This is a genomic window from Thiomicrorhabdus sp. Kp2 (assembly GCF_000478585.1).
GTDB lineage: Bacteria > Pseudomonadota > Gammaproteobacteria > Thiomicrospirales > Thiomicrospiraceae > Thiomicrorhabdus.
The window spans coordinates 591,386-612,076 of sequence record NZ_ARWI01000001.1 but is presented as its reverse complement, the minus strand read 5'-3'; the positions used below and the strand labels follow the sequence as shown (position 1 = coordinate 612,076).

The 20,691-nt window shown below is 40.0% G+C and carries 19 protein-coding genes and 1 tRNA gene; 15 read left to right on the top strand and 5 right to left on the bottom strand.

Annotated elements, in window-relative coordinates:
• The first annotated feature begins 84 nt into the window (after nt 1–84).
• Nucleotides 85–175, top strand: a tRNA-Ser gene (locus A379_RS02910).
• A gap of 206 nt (nt 176–381) precedes the next feature.
• On the opposite strand, the gene A379_RS02905 is transcribed toward A379_RS02910, so the two are convergent.
• From A379_RS02905 to A379_RS02895, 3 genes are all read right to left on the bottom strand, one after another.
• Complete coding sequence (locus A379_RS02905; RefSeq protein ID WP_157832336.1) at nt 382–1,659, bottom strand: hypothetical protein; 1,278 nt, start codon at nt 1,657–1,659, stop codon at nt 382–384.
• A gap of 10 nt (nt 1,660–1,669) precedes the next feature.
• Nucleotides 1,670–2,926 (bottom strand): hypothetical protein, encoded by a 1,257-nt coding sequence (locus A379_RS02900; RefSeq protein WP_040725593.1) that lies wholly within the window; start codon nt 2,924–2,926, stop codon nt 1,670–1,672.
• A 158-nt stretch (nt 2,927–3,084) separates the two neighbouring features.
• A complete protein-coding gene (locus A379_RS02895) occupies nt 3,085–3,750 on the bottom strand; it encodes an RluA family pseudouridine synthase (protein ID WP_040725592.1) in 666 nt (221 codons plus the stop codon).
• A 77-nt stretch (nt 3,751–3,827) separates the two neighbouring features.
• Between A379_RS02895 and A379_RS02890 the strand changes: the two genes are divergently transcribed.
• Complete coding sequence (locus tag A379_RS02890; protein WP_040725591.1) at nt 3,828–4,316, top strand: low molecular weight protein-tyrosine-phosphatase; 489 nt, start codon at nt 3,828–3,830, stop codon at nt 4,314–4,316.
• A gap of 170 nt (nt 4,317–4,486) precedes the next feature.
• On the opposite strand, the gene rne is transcribed toward A379_RS02890, so the two are convergent.
• The gene (rne, locus tag A379_RS02885; RefSeq protein WP_051144964.1) at nt 4,487–7,114 is read right to left on the bottom strand and encodes a ribonuclease E; all 2,628 of its coding nucleotides are present in this window, start codon (nt 7,112–7,114) and stop codon (nt 4,487–4,489) included.
• Between the two features lie 860 nt (nt 7,115–7,974).
• Between rne and A379_RS02880 the strand changes: the two genes are divergently transcribed.
• Nucleotides 7,975–8,919, top strand: coding sequence for an RluA family pseudouridine synthase (locus A379_RS02880; RefSeq protein ID WP_040725590.1), 945 nt, complete (start codon nt 7,975–7,977; stop codon nt 8,917–8,919).
• Nucleotides 8,920–8,981: 62 nt separating this feature from the next.
• Entirely contained in the window at nt 8,982–9,647 is a 666-nt protein-coding gene (locus tag A379_RS02875) for an HAD-IA family hydrolase (RefSeq protein ID WP_040725589.1), read from the top strand.
• A gap of 105 nt (nt 9,648–9,752) precedes the next feature.
• Here the strand turns inward: A379_RS02875 and A379_RS02870 are convergent, their stop codons facing one another.
• Nucleotides 9,753–10,382, bottom strand: a complete 630-nt coding sequence (locus A379_RS02870) for a nucleoside triphosphate pyrophosphatase (RefSeq protein ID WP_051144962.1) — start codon at nt 10,380–10,382, stop codon at nt 9,753–9,755.
• Between the two features lie 205 nt (nt 10,383–10,587).
• Here A379_RS02870 and A379_RS02865 point away from each other — a divergent pair, with 205 nt between their 5' ends.
• From A379_RS02865 to mltG, 11 genes are all read left to right on the top strand, one after another.
• A complete protein-coding gene (locus A379_RS02865) occupies nt 10,588–11,124 on the top strand; it encodes a YceD family protein (RefSeq protein ID WP_051144960.1) in 537 nt (178 codons plus the stop codon).
• Nucleotides 11,125–11,154: 30 nt separating this feature from the next.
• Nucleotides 11,155–11,331, top strand: a complete 177-nt coding sequence (gene rpmF / locus A379_RS02860; protein WP_040725588.1) for a 50S ribosomal protein L32 — start codon at nt 11,155–11,157, stop codon at nt 11,329–11,331.
• A gap of 6 nt (nt 11,332–11,337) precedes the next feature.
• Entirely contained in the window at nt 11,338–12,372 is a 1,035-nt protein-coding gene (gene plsX / locus A379_RS02855; protein ID WP_081696317.1) for a phosphate acyltransferase PlsX, read from the top strand.
• A 115-nt stretch (nt 12,373–12,487) separates the two neighbouring features.
• On the top strand, nt 12,488–13,465 hold the full coding sequence (locus A379_RS02850; RefSeq protein ID WP_040725587.1) for a beta-ketoacyl-ACP synthase III: 978 nt from the start codon (nt 12,488–12,490) through the stop codon (nt 13,463–13,465).
• 76 nt (nt 13,466–13,541) lie between these two features.
• Nucleotides 13,542–14,465, top strand: a complete 924-nt coding sequence (fabD, locus tag A379_RS02845) for an ACP S-malonyltransferase (RefSeq protein ID WP_040725585.1) — start codon at nt 13,542–13,544, stop codon at nt 14,463–14,465.
• A gap of 88 nt (nt 14,466–14,553) precedes the next feature.
• Complete coding sequence (gene fabG / locus A379_RS02840; RefSeq protein WP_040725582.1) at nt 14,554–15,294, top strand: 3-oxoacyl-ACP reductase FabG; 741 nt, start codon at nt 14,554–14,556, stop codon at nt 15,292–15,294.
• Nucleotides 15,295–15,460: 166 nt separating this feature from the next.
• Entirely contained in the window at nt 15,461–15,694 is a 234-nt protein-coding gene (acpP, locus tag A379_RS02835) for an acyl carrier protein (RefSeq protein ID WP_040725581.1), read from the top strand.
• A gap of 190 nt (nt 15,695–15,884) precedes the next feature.
• Nucleotides 15,885–17,123, top strand: a complete 1,239-nt coding sequence (fabF, locus tag A379_RS02830) for a beta-ketoacyl-ACP synthase II (protein WP_040725579.1) — start codon at nt 15,885–15,887, stop codon at nt 17,121–17,123.
• 208 nt (nt 17,124–17,331) lie between these two features.
• The gene (locus tag A379_RS02825) at nt 17,332–18,690 is read left to right on the top strand and encodes an aminodeoxychorismate synthase component I (protein ID WP_040728590.1); all 1,359 of its coding nucleotides are present in this window, start codon (nt 17,332–17,334) and stop codon (nt 18,688–18,690) included.
• Nucleotides 18,690–19,574, top strand: coding sequence for an aminodeoxychorismate lyase (pabC, locus tag A379_RS02820; RefSeq protein ID WP_040725576.1), 885 nt, complete (start codon nt 18,690–18,692; stop codon nt 19,572–19,574). The genes A379_RS02825 and pabC overlap by 1 nt, the downstream gene beginning before the upstream one ends.
• Nucleotides 19,571–20,680: an endolytic transglycosylase MltG gene (gene mltG, locus A379_RS02815; RefSeq protein WP_232744809.1), complete on the top strand. Its 1,110-nt coding sequence runs from the start codon at nt 19,571–19,573 to the stop codon at nt 20,678–20,680. Before pabC ends, mltG begins: the two co-directional genes overlap by 4 nt.
• Nucleotides 20,681–20,691: the final 11 nt, after the last annotated feature.

Here is a 20,691-nt window from a genome sequence, read left to right as displayed (position 1 = left end):
ATTTTACGAAAAAAAAGCTAAAAAACTTAATAAAACGCCTTGCAAAAAATGCTCAGACCTCTATAATACGCCACATCAAAACATGGTGGACTGGCTGAGCGGTTGAAGGCGGCGGTCTTGAAAACCGTTGTAGGTTTGTAGCCTACCTGGGGTTCGAATCCCTAGTCCACCGCCATATTTTGAAAACCTCGTATTGCAATTGAGTAATACGGGGTTTTTTTATGTCTTTAAAAAATCCTCAGTTCTGAGGTTGTCTTATCTTTTGTTTGGTTGACGTGTTTGTATTTGGCTTGTTTAGCAGTATGTTGCTCTCTAAATTAAAAAAGCCCATATCTTTGCAGATAAAGGCTTTTAAAATAAGTTAACGAGTGCGCTTTAAAGTTATTTGGCTTTATAGCTATAGGGTGCAGCTTCTTTGGGTTGCTCAGTGTATTTTTTGAGTGTTACTTGAATCTCAGATAACTGTTTTTGTAAAGCACCTTGTTGCAACTGTAGATTTTTAATTTCGTTTATAACGGTGTTGCGATTTGCTTGAGTGGTTTTACCGTTTTGTTTTAATCCTATTTTGGCTTCAATAGCTTGTAGTGTTTTAGCTTGTTTTCTAACAAGCCAGCTAATGTCGTTAAGTTTTTTAACTTGTTCAGAACTTAAACCAGCTGGGGGAGTGGCTTGCAATTGCTGTGTTTGCAAAGCTTTCTGTTCAGCCAGTATCTTTTCAATGAGTTCTTTTAATTCAGCGTATTCTTTTGCTGAAATGGTATTTTGTACTGCGTCTTGAGCAGAAGCCTCCGTTTGAACCGCTTTTTCAAGAGTCGCTGGTTTTTGATGAGCTTCTGTTATTACTTTTGGTTCAATATCTTGTTTTTCAGTATTCTGTTTTTCAATGTTATGATCTGAATTAGGCTCTGAACCATGTTCTGCTGTATGTTCCGTTTTACGCGCGTTTGCAGCCATGTCATTGGCAACTTCTGTTGTTAATGAGTTATCTATTATTGGCTGCTTAGTTTCTTGTTGGGTTTCAATTTGTTCGGCTGTTTCGTGCATTAAATCGGATTTTGATTCACTCTCAGATAGCTCAAGTTTGTCAGTCATATTTGAGGTTTGCATCTGACTTTGTGACACTTGTTGCGTAAGCATTTCAATGACAGAGGCCAGTTCATCCATTTTGAGTGTGATTTTTTTATTCAGTAGCGTGTTTTCAGTGGAAACCATATCAAGCACTTCACCTTTGAACTGTGCTTCTTGTTTTTGCATGGCGTAAAGCAGATAGCCCATTGCACCCAGTGCGACTAGGCTAAACACGATGGAAGTAATTAACATGACTGTAAACGTACTTTTAGCAGATTGTATTTCTTTACTGGCATTACGAACGGCTTGTCGCCAATTAAAGTTCGACTCATTCAGCTCTAGTACTTGTTCTTTGAGTGATTCTGCTTGTTTTATAGAAGATTGGGCTGCTTGATGACTTTGTACTGCCGCTTCTTGGGCTGTTTTAGATGTTTCTAAAGCGAGTAAATTAGCTTCAGAAGTCATTTTATTTGTCACGTCATCTACCTGTTTTTTTTGAGTTGCCGTTTTTTGGGTAGCAGACTCCAACTCCTGAGTGGATTGCTCAAGTTGTTCAACTTCTTCAAGTAGGTCATCCATAATATCACTCATAAGAAAGGGCCTATTCTGCTTTCATTTCTGCAATTCTCGCTCTGATGCTCTCATTGACAGATTTTAAATGGGTATTCTTTTCTTGTATTTCAGCTAACTGGGCTGCAACTTCTTCAGTGTTTTGATTACTGTTTAATTGCGTTAGATCCACAGTGTAACCTGCTTTTTTAGCCGCTTCAAAAGCGCGTTCGGCAGCGGCGAAAGTAGCTTCAATTGCTTGCTGTGTTTTTTCGGCAGAAGCTTGCGCTTCTTTAGAAGTCGCTAACGCTAATTGAGTGGCTTCTTGTGCAGTCGTTTTTACTTCTTGAGCTATGTTTTGAATGGATTGGTCAAGGCCTATCGCTTCTTCCATAGCTGAAACAGATTGGCTTGCTTGGTCTATCAGCGAAAGATCATCGTTTGATATCTCTTCTGTTGCGTGCATCTGGTTTGTGTCTTGGTTTTCCATGACCATTTCTAGGTGACTGTTTTCCGTTTCGCTGGTTTCAGAAATGTGTTCTACATCATCTTCGATATCGGTGTCTTCAATACCCGCTTGATCAATAGGTAACTCTTCTTCTGCGTTATCCAGAGCTTCTAGGTCAATATCATCTAGGTCTGGCATATCGTTATTGCCATCGTCAGGTTCGGTCGTTTCACTACCTGTTTCAGAAGTAGTATCTGCTAGGTTGTCTAAATCATCCAAATCCAGATTGTCTAAATCAATATTATCCATCTCAGCGGTCACTTCATCGCTATTTTCATTAGGCGTACCAGCATCTTCTGTGAATTCATTGAGGTCAATATCGTCTAGGTTGACCTCGGATCCTTCTGAATCGACTTCAAGAGCTGTTTCTGCTTCGCTCTGGGATAAATCGTCAAGATTATCTATGTCATCTAAACCCTCTAAGTCATCTAAATCTAAGCTGTCTAAGTCAATATCGTCGCCTGCTGAACTCATTTCTTGAGGTGGTTCTTTGACTTCAACTTCAGTTTCAACTTCAGAAGCCGCTTCTGCCATTAAAGAGTCAAGGTCATCTAAATCAATACCTAAGTCCGCAAGTGAATCCGTTTCTGTGTCGTCATTGTCATCAGTCTCTTTTGAACTATATACGTCTTGGGTTTCATCTTGGTCAGCTTCAATAGAGGGGAGCTCATCAAGAGCATTTAACAAATCATCCGCATCAAAGTCTTCAAGAGAATCACTCATTTCTGGAGTAATATTTCCCATCATTGATAACATTTCTTGGGTGGCTTTGTCATCTTTTTCTAAATCGATTTCTGACATGGCGAGTATTCCTATCCTTTTCAAGTGACTCTAAATTTAGTAGCTAATAAGGTTTAGAGGCCTTTTAATTTGAATTTTTAGTGAGTAATAAGCATATTGCATGCCATTAAGTTGACTCAGGGTAAGTCCATACTACAAAGTATAAAAACCAATCTAGTTTAAAATAAACTTGGGCAATCAAAGTCCATTTTGTTTTCTGTAATAGGGTGGCTAAAGCTCAGTGTTTTAGCGTGTAACATTAATCTTGGGGATTGATTTAAACTGAAAAAGTCCGCATAAAGGTTGTCGCCTAAAATGGGGTGGCCGAGCGATTTCATATGCAGTCTTAATTGGTGAGAGCGTCCAGTGATAGGAGTTAGTTCAACTAAAAAAGTGTCTCGGTTTTGTTCTAGAATTTTCCAATGAGTTTGCGCGCCTTTACCCTGTTTAAAGTCAATCATTTGTAGGGGGCGTTTTTCCCAATCGCAACGCATAGGCAGATTGATGTAGCCCGACTTTAAGCTTGGTTTGCCACTGCAAACGGCATGGTAAGTCTTTTGAGTTTGGCGTTCTTGAAATTGTCGACTGAGGTGTCTGTGTGCTTCAGCAGAGCGGGCAACCACCATCAGTCCAGAGGTATCCATGTCCAGACGATGAACAATCTTAACATCGGCAAAATCCGCTGCAAGGTGAGAGGCTAAACACTCTTGTTTGTCCACTCCCCTACCTGGTACAGATAGTAAACCACTGGGTTTATTGACCACAATAATGTGTTCATCGGCATAAAGAATCCAGTCTGAGCTGAATTTGAATTGAAGAGCGGGTGAGGTTGGCAAAGAGTGCATTTTAAGGGTGAGCCTTGTAAACTAATGGGCTTATTTTATACGAATGCTTTTAAAAGAAGAAAAAAGGTTTATTACTCATGAGTAAAGTTTCTGTTTTATTTGTTTGTCTTGGCAATATTTGCCGTTCGCCCACTGCTCATGCGGTTTTTAGAAAAATGGTTAGAGATGAAGGTTTTGAGGATAGAATTGACATCGACTCTGCTGGAACAGCGGCTTATCATATTGGCAAACACCCTGATACACGCTCTATGCAAACCGCGAGAGATCGTGGGATTGAGATGCTCGATTTGCGAGCCAGAAAGGTGGATTTTGGCGACTTTTACCAGTATGACTACATTTTAGCGATGGATGATGAAAATTATCACAATCTGCTTGATATGGCATTGCCTGAGCATCATCAAAAAATTCAAATGTTTTTGGATTACACGCAAGACTATGAAGAACGAGAAGTGCCTGATCCATACTATGGCGGAGCTCAAGGGTTTGAGCATGTATTTGATTTAGTGGATTCTGCCTCCGAAGGGTTGTTAAAGCATATCAAAGAGCAGCATTTTTCAAGAAGTTAATCTGGTTCTATAAGAATAAGCAGGCCTGGTAGCTTTTGTCTTGTTTGGCTAAAGTAATGAATGAGTAATAGGTAATAAAAATAAAAAAATAGGTAAAAAAAAGCACCCTCAACATCTGTTTTGGGTGCTTTTTAGTTGCTTTAAATGCCTAGTGTTTAACTTGTATTGAACTAGTCTTCTGAGCTTTCTCCTTTAGGCGTAGATGAATCCGTGTTTTCAGAACGTTCTTTTCGTGGACGAGGTCCGGAAGGACGTGGTCTACGAGTACGTGGACGTCTTCTTTGTCTTGGTTTCTCTTCGCTTTCAGTTGTTTCTTCACCATCCGTTACTGTTTTTTCAGTTTCATTCTGGCTTGTTGCGCCTGCATCTGAGTTTTCTTCTGATTCAATTACAGAGGTTTTTGGTTCAGACACTTCTTTAACAGTTGAATTTTCTTCTGTAGAAGAGGTTTCAATGTTTTCAACTTCTGGCGTGTTCACGGATTCAACTGGAGTGTTAACGGTTTCAGCTACTTCCGTTTTTACTGGCGTTTCAGTAGCAGGTGAAGCTATTTTCTCTTCATTAGCGAGATGTTCAGAACCTGGTGCTGGAGAATCTATTGATAACTCAGCAGCGCCAGCTGGCGCACGTCTACGGCTATTGTAGCTACGACTGTTGTAACGGCTACGACGGCGTTGACCACCAGTATTACGACGGCCTTTGTTCTCTTTGTCTTCTGATGATTTGGTGTCGGCTGAGTTGTTGCTCTCTTTGTTTGTTTTGTCATCAGAGTCAGTTGTTGATGGAGTATTATTTAATACCTCATCATTTACAATGGCTTCATCTTCACGATTGCGACGATTACGGTTGTTACGACGTGGTTTACGTGTTTTGTCCGCTTGAGGTTGAGTTGTTTGATTTTCTACTTCATTCTCATCTGGGCGGTTATTACGTGGTTTACGGTTGTCAGTACGTGTATCGTCATTGCGATTACGGTTGTTACGACTACGGTTATTACGATTTTCGTTACGACCTTCACCATTGTTATTTCGACGACGGTTATTGTTGTTACGGCGTGGATTACGAGGGCGAGGTTTGACTTCTTCCTCTTCGGCTTCACCTTTGCTAAATAGTGCTTTCCAAACACGAGCAAATAAACCTGGTTTTTGCTCCGTTTCTGTGGATACGGCTACTGCTACTGCGGTTGTTGGAGGAGGTGGTGCTGTTGGCTGAATATTTTGTACAGCAGGTTCTTCTTTCTTAATTTGTTTTGCAGGCTCTGTAGTCGCTTCCATTTCAGGCATGGAAATCTCTTTGATTTCATAACTTGCGTTTTGAGGTGACTCTTCACCCACACGCGTACGTTCCATAATGTATTGCGGTGTTTCCAAATGCTCATTTGGCACAATTAAGATATGCAAGTTATGACGGTCTTCAACTTTAGTGATTTGGTTGCGTTTTTCATTCAATAAGAAGGTCGCCACATCCACAGGAAGTTGAACCGTTACGCGACGTGTGTTCTCTTTCATGCTCTCTTCTTCAAGCAAACGCAAGATAGAAAGGCCTAAAGATTCAACACCGCGAATTACACCAACACCATGACAGCGTGGGCAAACAATTTGAGTAGATTCTTCAATAGAAGGGCGTAGTCTTTGACGAGACATTTCAAGTAAACCAAAGCGCGAAATCTTACCGATTTGAACACGTGCACGATCTGACTTAACGGCTTCACGCATTTTATTTTCAACTTCACGCTGATGTCTGTTTGAGTGCATATCGATAAAATCGATAACCACTAAACCACCTAAATCACGTAAACGTAACTGGCGTGCGATTTCGCAAGCCGCTTCCATATTGGTGCTGAATGCCGTATCTTCAATATCAGTCCCTTTGGTTGCTCGGCTTGAGTTGATATCAATCGCTGTCAGTGCTTCGGTAATATCAATGACAATTGAGCCACCTGAAGGTAGAGTTACTTCACGCTGATAAGCGGACTCAATTTGTGATTCAATTTGAAAACGAGTGAATAATGGAATGGTATCTTGGTAAGGTTTTACTTTATAAACCTGTTGAGGCATAACATGCTGAATGAAATCACGAGCCTTATGGAAGACCTCCATGTTATCGATAATGATTTCACCAATGTCTTGACGAAGGTAATCACGAATGGCCAGGATAACGATGTCAGATTCTTGATGAATTAAGAAAGGCGCTTCTTTTTCAACTGACGCTGTTTTAATGGCATCCCAGAGTTGAATTAAGTAATTAACACCCCACTGAAGTTCTTCGGTGTTTTTGCCTACACCCGCTGTGCGGATAATAAGTCCCATGCCTTCAGGCGTCTCCAGATCACGTAGGCTATCACGAATATCGCTACGCTCATCACCTTCAATACGACGTGAAATACCACCCGCTTTTGGGTTGTTAGGCATCATTACAACATAAGGACCTGCTAGGGTAATCTGGGTTGATAATGCTGCACCTTTATTGCCACGCTCTTCTTTTTGAACTTGAACAATAATCTCTTGGCCTTCTTTTAAAACATCTTTGATGCTAAAGCGACCAGACTCTGGTTTTTGATTCGGAAAATATTCTTCGGCTACTTCTTTAAAAGGTAAAAATCCGTGACGCTCAGCGCCATAGTCAACAAACGCGGCTTCTAAGCTTGGCTCGATGCGGGTGATTTTACCTTTATAGATATTGGCTTTTTTCTTTTGATGTGTTGGTGTTTCAACATCTAGATCGTAGAGGGTTTGACCATCTACAAGGGCAATGCGCGTCTCTTCTGCTTGAGTCGCATTGATTAGCATTCTTTTCATGCTCTTCTCTTTATAATTGAGCTGAGCGACATTTTAAATAGACGAATGCAAACGAGTGGTTAGTTACCAGGCCTGGTGAAAGTGTTAAGGCGAATTGTTATCACAAATGATTTAAATCTATGGGGTTAAGGCTTGGGTTGCCAACATCTTTGTTGTAGCGTTAACGTTAGTTGTTTGTTTAAATCTATTTTTATTGGGTTAATGCCGTATTGCAATAACTTGAATCTGTCGTGTTTGTGTAACATTGTTATCGAGCAAATTAGTGGTTTTTATTGGTTGTTTTGGCCAATTTGCTCTAGCCGTCAGGTAGTGGTTAGCTATCTGATTTTATAATTCTTTCAGCCGGTATTGCTCGTATCATTTATTAAGTGTCTTATGGCGAGTGGATTCTTATTAAGTGGTTTTTGACCAAATAAGAATGATTTTTGCGCTGCACTTATAAACTTTGCATAGGTACTTAATGAACGTTAGTTTTGTAAGGTCATTGAGTAAGGCTGTATCGTCTTTTATTTAAAATGTATGGCTCAGAGTTTTTGTAATCTGATCGTGCTTTAAATGCATTTTTATGTTTAAAACACGGTCGGCGTAAAAATTCTTGCGCTTAATCGAGCGCTACGAGTTCATACTTATAAATATAAGCTCGGCAAATATAGCACTCATTTTGTTGCTATGCAATGACAACTTTATGATATGAGGGTAAACTGTGCGCCATTTGGTAAATATTGTTTGTTTAAGGTGAAAAATTCTTACGAATCAGCTTTTAAGGTCGTTAAGAATTTAATTTTAAACTCGTGGGTTTTATGGGTCCTATTTACTTATACTTATTTGAGTGTGGATATTAAAAAGTGTTGGTTAAAACGATGAGTGCAAAAGTACAGTTAGTTGATGTAGGAACCGAGGATGCGGGTCAGCGTTTAGATAATTTTTTAATGCGCCACCTTCGCAAAGCGCCTAAGACTCTGATTTATCGAATTATTCGTAAAGGAGAGGTGCGAGTTAATAAAGGGCGTGCTAAAGCATCTACTCGTTTGGAGGCGGGTGATGTGGTTCGTATTCCTCCTGTTAAAGTGCCTGAAAAGGTTGAATTGTTAGATTCGGATATTCCTGTTGCGCAATTAAAGCGTATCGAAGAGAGTATTCTTTATGAGGATAACGATTTAATGGTTGTGAATAAACCTTCTGGTGTTGCAGTTCATGGCGGTGGCGGAATTAACTGGGGGTTAATTGAGGTTGTTAGAGTGCTTCGCCCTTTGGCCAAACGTTTAGAGTTGGTGCATCGAATTGATAGAGATACCTCGGGTTGTTTATTGATTGCCAAAAAAGCCTCTGTTTTAAAAAATCTACATGCACAAATCCGTGCGGATCAATTTGATAAACGTTACTTGGCAATCGTAATGGGGTTATGGCCAAAGAATAAGCAAAAGATTGATTTACCCTTACGCAAAGACCACCTGTCTGATGATGGTTGGCATGTAAAAGTGGCGCAAGATGGTAAGCAAGCCATTAGTTATTTCAAAGTAGAGCAACATCTGAAGGGGGCTGATTTAGTCTCGGTAAAACTGAAAACAGGAAGAACACATCAAATCAGGGTGCATGCATTATCACAAGGTTGTGCTTTGATGGGCGACGATAAGTATGGTGATAGAGAGGTGAATAAAAAATATCGTCCATTGGGGATGAAGCGTCTGGCGTTACATGCTCAATTTTTAGGCTTTACCCACCCTGTAACAGAGGAAAAGATGTTGTTTGAAGCGCCACTGTGGCCAGACTTTATTAAAATTATTGATATTTTAACGATTCAGTAGTTTTTCAAAAAAGTAGTGATTCAATAAAAATTTATAAAGATTCAATATAAAACGGATAAATCATGCAAGACACAAAACAGTACAAAGCGGTTATTTTTGATTGGGATGGTACCTTAATGAACTCTGAAGCTAGGATTGTCGATGCAATTCAAACGGCGGCTAGAGAGTGTGGTTTGCCAGTCTTGTCTTATGATGAGTCAAAACAAATTATTGGTTTAAGTTTGGAGAATGCCATTTTAGGTTTATACCCCGATTTGGAGCAATCTAAGGTGGTTGCCATGTCTGAAGCTTATACACAGTGCTTTTTAGAAGAGAGTAATGTGGAAATGGTGCCTTTTGATGGTGCAGAAGCTTTGTTACTTAATTTAAAGCAGCAAGGTGTAAAATTGGCGATTGCAACAGGCAAGAGTCGTAAAGGTTTAACGGCTGTTTTGGCTGAAACAGGTTTTGGCGTTTATTTTGATATGACGCGCACTCCTGTTGAATCTGCTTCTAAGCCGGACCCGTTAATGTTAACTCAAATTTTAGAAGAGTTTCATCTAACGGCCGAAGAAGCTGTGATGATTGGCGATACTACCTTTGATATGGAGATGGCGCAAAACATTAATATGGATAGGGTTGCCCTTAGTCATGGTGTTCACCAAACTGAAGTGCTTAATGAGTTTAACCCAGTGACAACGTTAGATTCTCTTAATGAGTTAAATATGTGGTTAATGAATCATATTTAATAGGGTGTTTCAGCTCTATTTATAAGCTTCTATTCTTTCCTAAGCAGAGGGGAGGCCTGGTAACTCTGTTTTGAGTAGTGTTAACGGGTTTAGAGTATGGATTGGTTATACTCTTTTTAATGGTAATTCAAAACCCATCTCGTAAAAAATATCTGTCAGTGCGATAAGTGGCAAACCAATTAATGCATTAGGGTCTCTGCTATCAATCTGTTTAAACAGGGTGATGCCAAGTCCTTCGGATTTAAAGCTTCCAGCGCAGTTTAATGGTTGTTCTATTTCAAGATAGTTTTGAATCACACTATTAGAAAGTTTTCTAAAGTGAACGGTTGTTGTATCTGTATATTGGAAGAAATCACCTGTTTGAGTGTTGCTTACTACCAGGCCTGTATAAAAAGTAATAGCATTATCGCTAAACTGCTGTAGTTGTTTTATGGCATTGTCTAAGGTGTGAGGTTTGCCAATAGGTTTGTCATTAAATACCGCGCATTGGTCAGAGGTGATAATGATGTGTTCTGGATACTTTTCAGTAAATACCTTGGCTTTTTTAAGAGCAAGTCTTAAAACCATCTCTTTTGGCTTTTCGTTAAGCAATGGGGTTTCATCAATTTCTGGTGCATCTTGAGTAAAAGGAATGTTCAGTTTATCTAGCAGTAGTTTTCTAAAGGGTGAGGTTGAGCCAAGAATAATTTGAGGTAGGGTTTTGATTTGAAGGTCAATGTTTTTATTTATACTCATGTTTTAACTCAGTTTTTTGGTTTATTGATAACGGTGTATTGTCATGGTTAATAGGTTGATTTACTGTGATAGTTCACGCAGTTAGCCTTGAAATCGTAATGAATCATTTCTAGCTTGCCTAAGCATATAAAAAATATCCAGTTTTTTAGAGTTTTTAGAGAGTTTTTTTTGACTTCTTAAAGTTGTGCGAGTATGATTCGCGCCTATGTTTAATAAGCTACCTGAATTCATTGACCCTATTTACGCGGTAAATCATAATAAACGATTTGCTGGGCGAGTCAATCAAAGCCGTTTAAAACGCTTGGTTGAAGTGGTTATTGAAGCCGATCGTGAGGTCGACGTTCAGATAGATTTCTTTTATGATAAAGTGCTAAGGTTTCCTGCCTTTACCATGAAAGTAGAAACCAGTTTGAATTTGCAATGTCAGCGTTCTTTGGAATCATTTGACTTGCCTGTAGCCACTGAAGTTAAAGGTGTGTTTGCAGAAACGCTGGCGTTAACACAAGATTTACCTGCAGATGTTGAAGTGTACGAGCTTGATGATGAAAAAATTTCATTGTTTGAGTTGGTTGAAGATGAATTGTTGTTGTCAGTGCCATTGGCTCCTGTTGATGATAGTCGTTCTGCTCCTGAGTTTGAAGGCGCTTCAGATAAAACAGATGCTGAAAATCAGCAGGGTGACATGAATAATGACACCCAAAAGCCGAATCCTTTTGCAATGTTGCAAGAGTTAAAAAAATAGATTTATAGATTATAAACTTAGGAGATTGCCATGGCAGTTCAAAAAAGTCGTAAAACACCTTCAAGACGTGGTATGCGTCGTTCACATGATGCACTTGGTGCACCTACGTTAACTGTAGATGAGACTACTGGTGAAGTTCACCGTCGTCATCATGTGACTGCAGACGGTTACTACAAAGGTAAAAAAGTAGTTCAAGATAAGGCGTAATTTATCTTGGCTATTACTATTGCCATTGATGCAATGGGCGGTGATCACGGTTTAACCGTTACCGTCCCTGCTTCAATAGATGCTCTCAATGCATATTCTGATATTCAAATCGTTTTAGTTGGTCAACAATCTCTGATTGAGACTGAACTTGCAAAACACCAATATGATGCTTCACGCATTACCGTTCAACATGCTGATCAAGTGGTTGAAATGGATGATTTACCTTCCAAAGCTCTAAGAAATAAACGTCAATCTTCGATGCGTATCGCCTTAAATTTAGTTAAAGATGATGTGGCTGATGCTTGTGTAAGTGCGGGTAATACGGGTGCTTTAATGGCGGTTGCCAAATTTGTTCTTAAAACGATTCCTGGGATCGATCGTCCTGCTATCTGTACCTCTATGCCAACCATGAAAGGGCATGTTCATGTCTTAGATTTAGGCGCTAACGTCGGTTGTACGGGTGAAAATTTAATGCAGTTTGCCTTAATGGGGTCTGTGTTAACTCAAGCGGTTGATGATAATCCACATCCACGTGTCGGCTTATTGAATATTGGTGAAGAGGAAATTAAAGGTCATCAGCGTATTAAAGATGCGCATCACTTATTAAATGCGACGTCTATTAACTATATTGGTTATGTAGAGGGTGATGACATTTATAAAGGTGATACGGATGTGGTGGCTTGTGATGGCTTTGATGGAAATATTGCATTAAAGGCAAGCGAGGGTGTAGCAAAAATGATCTCTTTTTACTTAAAAGAGGCATTTACTAAAAACTTACTTACTAAGTTTGTTGCTGTTCTTGCTTACCCAGTTTTGAAGTCATTCAAAAGCAAGGTTGATCCTCGAAGATATAATGGTGCATCATTATTAGGACTTCGTAAGATTGTGATTAAAAGTCATGGTGGAGCGGATCAGTTTTCATTCTTTCACGCAATTACCGAAGCGCGTTTAGAAGTAATCAAAAACGTTCCACAGCTTATTTCAGCTGAGGTTTCAAGTCTATTGAAGCAACAGACTGATAATTCTGAGCCTAATGCTTAAACAAAAGACAGCGTGTTAAGTTTACCAATCAGTTTTTTTAAATTTTGGTGACTTACTCCTGTCTTTTGTTGTATTGTGGGCAGTTACGTTGACTGTTTAAGCAGATAATAAAAATATGAATCAAAAAATATACAGCCGTATTATTGGTACGGGCGGCTACCTACCAGAAAAAATTCTAACAAATGCTGACCTTGAAACCATGGTTGAAACCAGTGATGAATGGATTCGCGAGAGAACAGGTATTCAACAGCGTCATATCGCAGCAGAGGGTCAAACAACTTGTGACTTGTCTGAACAGGCGTCCTTACATGCGATTGAAATGGCAGGAATCGATGCCAATACAATTGATTTAATTGTAGTTGCCACTACCACACCAGACAAAATATTCCCTAGCACCGCTTGTCTTTTACAGGCGCGTCTTAATATTCACGGTTGTCCAGCTTTTGATGTTCAAGCGGTTTGTTCAGGTTTTGTCTATGCATTAAGTGTTGCAGATCAGTTTGTGAAAACAGGTATGGCCAAAAGAGCTTTGGTCGTAGGCGCCGAAACCTTATCACGTATCACCGATTGGACGGATCGTAATACCTGTGTGTTGTTTGGTGATGGTGCAGGTGCGGTCATTTTAGAAGCTTCATCAGAACCAGGTATTTTATCTACTCATATTCATGCAGATGGTCAGTATGATGAGCTACTTCATGTGCCTTCAGGCCCGTCTAAGCTACCGACTACCGATGCCATTGCAGAGCGTTCGATGCAGATGAAAGGCAATGAAGTATTTAAGATGGCGGTAAATACTTTAAGCCGCATCGCTAAAGAGACTTTAGATGCCAATAATATGCAAAAAGAAGATATTGATTGGTTGGTTCCTCATCAGGCAAATTTAAGAATTATTAAAGGTACGGCTAAGAAGTTAAAGCTTACAGATGAGCAAACGGTTGTGACTGTTCATAAGCATGCCAATACCTCAAGTGCCTCTGTGCCATTAGCTTTAGATGAAGCGGTTAGGGACGGACGTATCCAGCGTGGTCAAACCTTATTATTAGAAGCCTTTGGTGGCGGATTTACATGGGGTTCAGCACTTATAAAATATTAAGTGCACACCCTGTGGAATAGATAGACGCTATTGTTCTATTTTGCCAAGTGTTAAAAGTTATAGGAATTTAAAATATATGTCATATGCATTCGTTTTCCCAGGTCAAGGTTCCCAGTCAGTGGGCATGCTTGCTGAATTAGCGGAATCTCACTCTCAAGTTCAAGAAGTATTTTCTGAAGCCTCTGAAGCCTTAGGCTATGATCTTTGGGATGTTATTCAAAATGATGCTGATGGTAAGTTAAATCAAACAGATGTTACTCAACCAGCGATGTTGGCTTCTGGTATTGCAGTTTATCGTACATTAACTTCACAAAAAGAAGTCGCTCCTGCATTTATGGCGGGTCATTCTTTGGGTGAGTACACTGCACTTGTTGCAAGTGGTGCGATGTCTTTAGCACAAGGAGTTTCATTAGTAGCGCTTCGTGGGCAATTAATGCAGTCAGCCGTTCCAGCAGGGCAAGGCGCGATGGCAGCGGTTTTAGGTTTAGAAGATGCACAAGTGGTTGCGGTCTGTGAACAAGCCGAAGGTGTGGTTGAAGCAGTAAACTTTAATTCACCAGGCCAGGTAGTTATTGCTGGTAACAAAGAAGCAGTTGAAGCGGCTATGGCGTTAGCGACAGAAGCAGGCGCTTCTCGAGTCGTTCCACTTCCAGTTAGTGTGCCATCTCATTGTTCGTTAATGAAGCCAGCGGCAGAGCAATTGGCAGAAAAGTTGGCTGATATGGATATTGTTATGCCTTCTGTGCCTGTTTTACACAACGTGAATTTTAGTCAGGCTCAAAACCCTGAAGAGATTAAAGAGTTATTAGTTCAGCAATTGTATTGCCCAGTTCAATGGGTTGAAACGGTTAATGCCATGAAGGCTCAAGGTGTTGAAGCCTTATATGAGTTAGGGCCTGGTAAAGTGTTGATGGGATTAAATCGTCGTATTGACCGTAAGATGGGTATGCAAGCCGTTTTTGATAATGCTTCGCTAGAAAAAGCACTAGCAAGTTTTTAAACAACTTTATAGAATGTCTTTCATTCGTATTTGTAAAAGTTTTTCATTCGCTTTTTAACGAAAGCACGCAAAACACAAGGTGGAAAAAATGTTAACAGGAAAAGTAGCTTTTGTAACAGGTGCAAGCCGTGGTATCGGTAAGGCTATCGCGTTGGATTTGGCCGCACATGGTGCAACCGTTATTGGTACTGCAACGTCTGAAAGTGGTGCTGAAGCCATTTCAGCCTATCTAGCTGAGGCAGGTGCTCAAGGTTCAGGTAAGTGTTTGAATGTGACCAATGGCGAGGCTATTACAGAGGTACTTGCTGAAGTCTCTAAAGAATTTGGTGTACCAACGATTTTAGTGAATAACGCAGGTATCACTCGTGACAACCTATTGATGCGTATGAAAGATGAAGAGTGGGACGATATCATTCAAACCAATTTAAGTTCCGTTTTCCGCATGAGTAAAGCGTGCTTGAGAGGCATGATGAAAGCCAAAGGCGGACGTATTATCAATATCGCTTCTGTAGTAGGCGTAATGGGTAATGCTGGTCAAACAAATTATGCGGCGGCAAAAGCTGGTATTATCGGCTTCAGTAAGTCATTGGCGCGTGAAGTGGGTGCGCGTAATATTACGGTTAATACGATTGCTCCAGGTTTTATTGATACCGATATGACTAAGGCGCTTCCAGAAGAGCAAAGAGCCGCATTAACCACACAAATTCCATTACAAAGTCTTGGTCAGCCTGAAGATATTGCCCGTGCTGTCACGTTCTTGGCGGGTGATGGTGGTTCATATATTACTGGTCAGACGCTGAATGTGAATGGTGGTATGTATATGGTTTAAACCCCAAAAGGTTTATAAATCATAAGGTTATTTATTTTTAAAAATTTGAGCGTGATAGAAATCAAGCAAAAATACATTAAATGCTTGAAAATCTTACAAGATAAGAGGAAAATACGTTCAAATTTAAAACATTCATTTTTATCATAAAAACAAATTGGAGAATTCCATGAGCAGTATCGAAGAACGCGTAAAGAAAATCGTAGTTGAGCAATTAGGTGTAGAAGAAGATCAAGTAACAGCTGATGCTTCTTTTGTAGATGACTTAGGTGCGGATTCTTTAGATACAGTTGAATTAGTAATGGCTCTAGAAGAAGAGTTTGATTGCGAAATTCCTGATGAAGAAGCAGAGAAAATTTCTACTCTAGCACAAGCTACTTCATACGTAGAAGCTAACCTATAAGTTAGTGACAAGTAGATGACTGTGAACCAGTCAGGTACTTCATAAAGCCGTTTTTTAGCGGCTTTTTTTGTATTTAATACTCGTGTATTGAATTAAGTCAGAATTACAGTCGGTGTGGCTGTTGTTAATAAATGAATTTAAATGTAAATCAAATGGGTTTGCAGTTCGTAATATCTAAGAGGGTGCTATTTTGTCTAAGCGTCGTGTTGTGATTACAGGATTAGGGGTTCTTTCAGCGGTAGGGTTAAATGTTGAAGAAAACTGGTCAAATATTTTAGCTGGTAAAAGTGGTATTGATTACCTAACCAAGTTTGATACCGATGCTTTTTCAGTAAAGTTTGGTGGTGAATTAAAGGGGTTTGATGTAACTCAATACATTACTCCTAAAGAAGCCAAAAAGATGGACCCTTTTATTCATTACGGAATTGCGGCTGGAGCACAGGCAATCAAAGATTCTGGTCTTGAAATTACCGATGAAAACGCAACTCGAATTGGTGTTTCTATGGGCTCAGGTATTGGTGGTATTGGTTCAATTGAAACTCAGCACAACGCCATGCTAAAGGGTGGTCCAAGAAAAGTGTCACCCTTCTTTGTTCCAAGCTCAATCATCAATATGATTTCTGGAAACCTATCTATTATGTTCGGCCTAAAAGGGCCTAATATGGCAATTGGTACAGCGTGTGCAACGGGTACACACTCAATTGGTGACTCTGCACGTATGATTCAATATGGTGATGTCGATGTGATGGTTGCAGGTGGTGCAGAATACGCAACCACAGAGCTAGGCTTAGCAGGTTTTGCAGCGGCGCGTGCGTTGTCTACACGTAATGATGACCCACAATCGGCAAGCCGCCCTTGGGATAAGGATCGTGATGGTTTTGTTCTTGCAGATGGCGCAGGAGCGGTTGTGCTTGAAGAGTATGAACACGCCAAAGCACGTGGAGCAACCATCTATGCCGAGGTGTTAGGTTTTGGTATGAGTGGTGATGCTTATCATATGACTTTACCTGCAGCTGGCGGTGAAGGTGCTGGACGTTGCATGGCAACCGCGCTCAATAATGCTAAATTAGATGCCACTAAAATCAATTACATTAATGCGCACGGTACATCAACACCAGCGGGTGATGTCTGTGAAACCAGTGCCGTTAAAACAATCTTTGGTGACCACGCTTATAACCTAACCATGAGTTCAACTAAATCTATGACAGGTCACGCATTGGGTGCGGCAGGGGCTATGGAAGCTGTATTTACAGCTTTAGCCATTAAAAATCAAATTCTTCCGCCAACCATTAACCTAGAAAATCCAGAAGAGGGTTGTGATTTAGATTACGTGGCTACTGGCGCTCGTGATGCACAAATTGATTATGCCTTATCAAACTCTTTCGGTTTTGGTGGTACTAACGCAACTTTGGTTTTAGGTAAAGTATAAAACCTATTTTTGCGTTAAATTTAGTCAACATTTTGTTGCTTAAAATGTCTAAAACTCAAGTAAACTGTATCCTTTTAAGAATACAGAATTTAAGCGGTTTATAGATTAGATGACTTTTTCGGCTAACAGTCAGGCGGACACCTCTTTGGGTTCTCAATCGCCTATTATCAAGAAGATTGTCTTTTCAGACTTACCAGGCCTGGTAGGAATGGAAATTCAATCGATTGATTTGTCTTTATTACATCAATTAAACCCATTGCGCTACCCGTTTTTATTAGAAAGTGTGGCAAAAGGTGGTTTGGGTGAATTTGATGTGTTAATGGCCTATCCGCAAGAATCCATTCAATTAGATTCGCCTGAAAATGCTCAAGCCTTTATTGAGCAGGTTCAAACTCAATTTTCTAAGATTAATCCCAATATTCAAAATAGCCAAAACCTACCGTTTATTGGTGGTTGGTTTGCTTATTTTAGTTATGACTATGCTCAAGTAGTTGAACCTGTTTTACATCTTCCAAAATCCCAGTTTCCTTTGGCTAACCTCACTCGAATTCCTGTTGGGATTATTCTCGAACACTCAACCAATAACGTGTATTTGTTAGCCGAGCCTCAGTTTGAAGCTGGTTTGCAAGAAGTAGAACAAGATTTTGTTCACGCTTTATTATTGGAGAATGATTCTTCACCTGTTGTTGTTACTGATAGCCATGAAGAGCCTGAACAGAAATATTTGCAGGGTGTTGAAGCGATAAAAGAATATATTTTGGCTGGTGACGTTTTTCAGGTGAATTTGTCTCGTCAGTGGCAAGTTGAGTTAGAACAAAATACGGCTTACTTGGATGTGTACCGAGCTTTACGAAAATCGAATCCTGCCCCTTTTGCCGCTTTGGCTTATTTTGAAACAGGCTCACAACAATCTAACCAAGGTAACCAGGCCTGGCAGATTATTAGCTCATCGCCTGAACGTTTAGTGAAATACCAAGCGCCTTGGGTAGAAACTCGTCCAATTGCAGGAACACGCAAACGTGGAGATGATGTAGAAACAGATAAGGCGCTTGTCACCGAGTTAATTGAACATCCTAAAGAGCGTGCTGAACATATTATGTTGATAGATTTAGAGCGTAATGATTTAGGTCGTATTTGCCAACCTGGTTCGGTAGAAGTCAACGAGCTAATGGTAGTAGAAACTTACGAACATGTGCATCATATTGTTTCCAATGTCAGAGGTCGGCTTCAAGACGGTTTATCACCCTTAGATATCATTCATGCCTTGTTTCCTGGAGGTACCATTACGGGTTGCCCTAAGATTCGTTGTATGGAAATTGTCGCCGAGTTAGAACAGATGCCAAGAGAGGCTTATACGGGTTCTTTAGGTTATATCAATTTAGACGGTTCGCTAGATTTGAATATTTTGATTCGCACTATGATTCAATTTGAAAAAGACCATAAGCCCACAGTGCAATTTAGAGCGGGGGCTGGGATTGTGGCCGACTCTCAAGCCGAAAATGAATTAACCGAAACCCGTCATAAAGCGAAAGGTTTAGTAAAAGCCTTGCAAGCGGGCAACGATTAATGGAGCTAGCGACTTACTGGGTAAATGGCCTACCGCAGGAAGAGATAACGCTTCAGGATAGGGCGATTCAGTATGGTGATGGTTTTTTTACGACGATTCTTGTTGTGAATAAACAAATTCTGAATTGGGCATCACATTGGGAGCGTATCAAAAACAGTAGCCAAGTTTTGGGTTTGCCTCTGATTAAGCTCGAGCAACTAAGTAATTGGTTGGAAATAGCTCTGAATGATTATTTTGAAAAAAATGATACCAAGGATTGCGTGCTTAAAATAATCATTACTCGTGGTACTGGTGGTGTTGGTTATCAAATGCCTGAAACGATAGGCTCGAACTGTTTGTTTTATATCAAGCCGAGCCCTATTCAGCTGAATCAAGGAGAGTTAACGGCTATTCAACCTATGGAAATTGGCTTATGTAAAACACTGGCAAGTATGGGGTCGTTGGCGGGAGTTAAAAGCTTAAATCGCTTAGAAAATGTGATGGCAAGAACCGAGATGGCAGAGAATGGCTATCAAGAAGGTTTAATGTTGAATGCGCTGAATTATGTTGTTTGTGGCACACAGTCAAATATTTACTTACTAAAAGACGGTACCGTTTTTACTCCTAAGATTAAAGAGAGTGGTGTTGCTGGCACAACACGTTTTCAAATGAACACCTTAGTGCAAAAATTGGGTTGGAAAATGGAAGAAAAAAACATTTTACTTACCCAGATTGAGCAAGCGGATGAACTGTTTTTGACTAATGCGGTAAGAGGTGTGCAACCTGTTAAGCAGTTTTTAAATGCTCAATATACAACCGTAAAAACAGAACAAATTCACCAGGCCTGGTCAACTTGGCAAATGGAAAATGCGACTTCTGTTAATAGCTTTAAGAGTATGAAATGAGCGAAAATTCTAACCAAACAAATGCAAATACATCTGAGATGCATAAATCAGTGATAAATAAGCCAGTAATCAAGAAGTCTAACTGGTTTATGCGTTTGTTTGTTCTGATATTGTTAGCAGGCCTGGTAGTTGTTGGTATCGCTTATAGCCAATTTAAAAGCTTTATTTCAGAGCCAATTTCTCAACAAAAACAAGCGATAGAGTTAACAATTAAACCCGGTAGTTCGGTCTCTAAGGTGGCTTATCAATTACATCAGCAGGGCTTTTTAACGCAACCAAAATGGTTTGCTTGGTATGTGCGTTACCTAAATAAACAAAACGTGATTAAAGCGGGGGAATTTCATATTCAACCTGAATGGACGGTCGATGAGCTGATATTGAATTTAGAAAACGCTAAGAACATCCAGTACCCTGTAACCATTGTCGCTGGGCAAACCATTCAGCAAACCTTGCAAACCATTCAAGCGCTACCCAAAATTAAAAAAGAACTTGATATCAGTGATATTAAAAGCTTACAAGAGCTGTTTGGTATTGATGAAAAGATAGATAAAAAATACCCATATGCAACTCTCGAGGGTCGTATTTTGCCAGAAACCTATCACTATCAAGCAGGGGATAGTGACAAAGAAATCTTGTTAAGAGCAGCAGGCGCATTAAATTCTGCACTTGACCAGGCCTGGCAAAATCGTGCTAAAAAATTGCCATACAAAACACCCTATGAAGCTTTGATTATGGCTTCTATTGTGGAAAAAGAGACGGGTTATGCACCAGAACGTCCTTTGATTGCAGGTGTGTTTGTTCGGAGGATTAAGATTGGAATGCGCTTGCAAACTGATCCGACTGTCATTTACGGCATTGGTCAATCGTATGATGGCAATATTCGAAAAAGGGATTTACTTAAAACCACCGCATACAATACCTACAAGATTGATGGTTTGCCGCCGACCCCAATTGCTTTACCAAGTATTGAAGCGATTCAGGCAGCATTAAACCCAGAACCGACAAAAGCGTTATACTTTGTGGCAAAAGGTGGCGGACAACACCACTTTTCAAATACCTTAATCGAACACAATCGAGCGGTACAAAAATACTTGCTTAGTCGTTAATTATTTACACA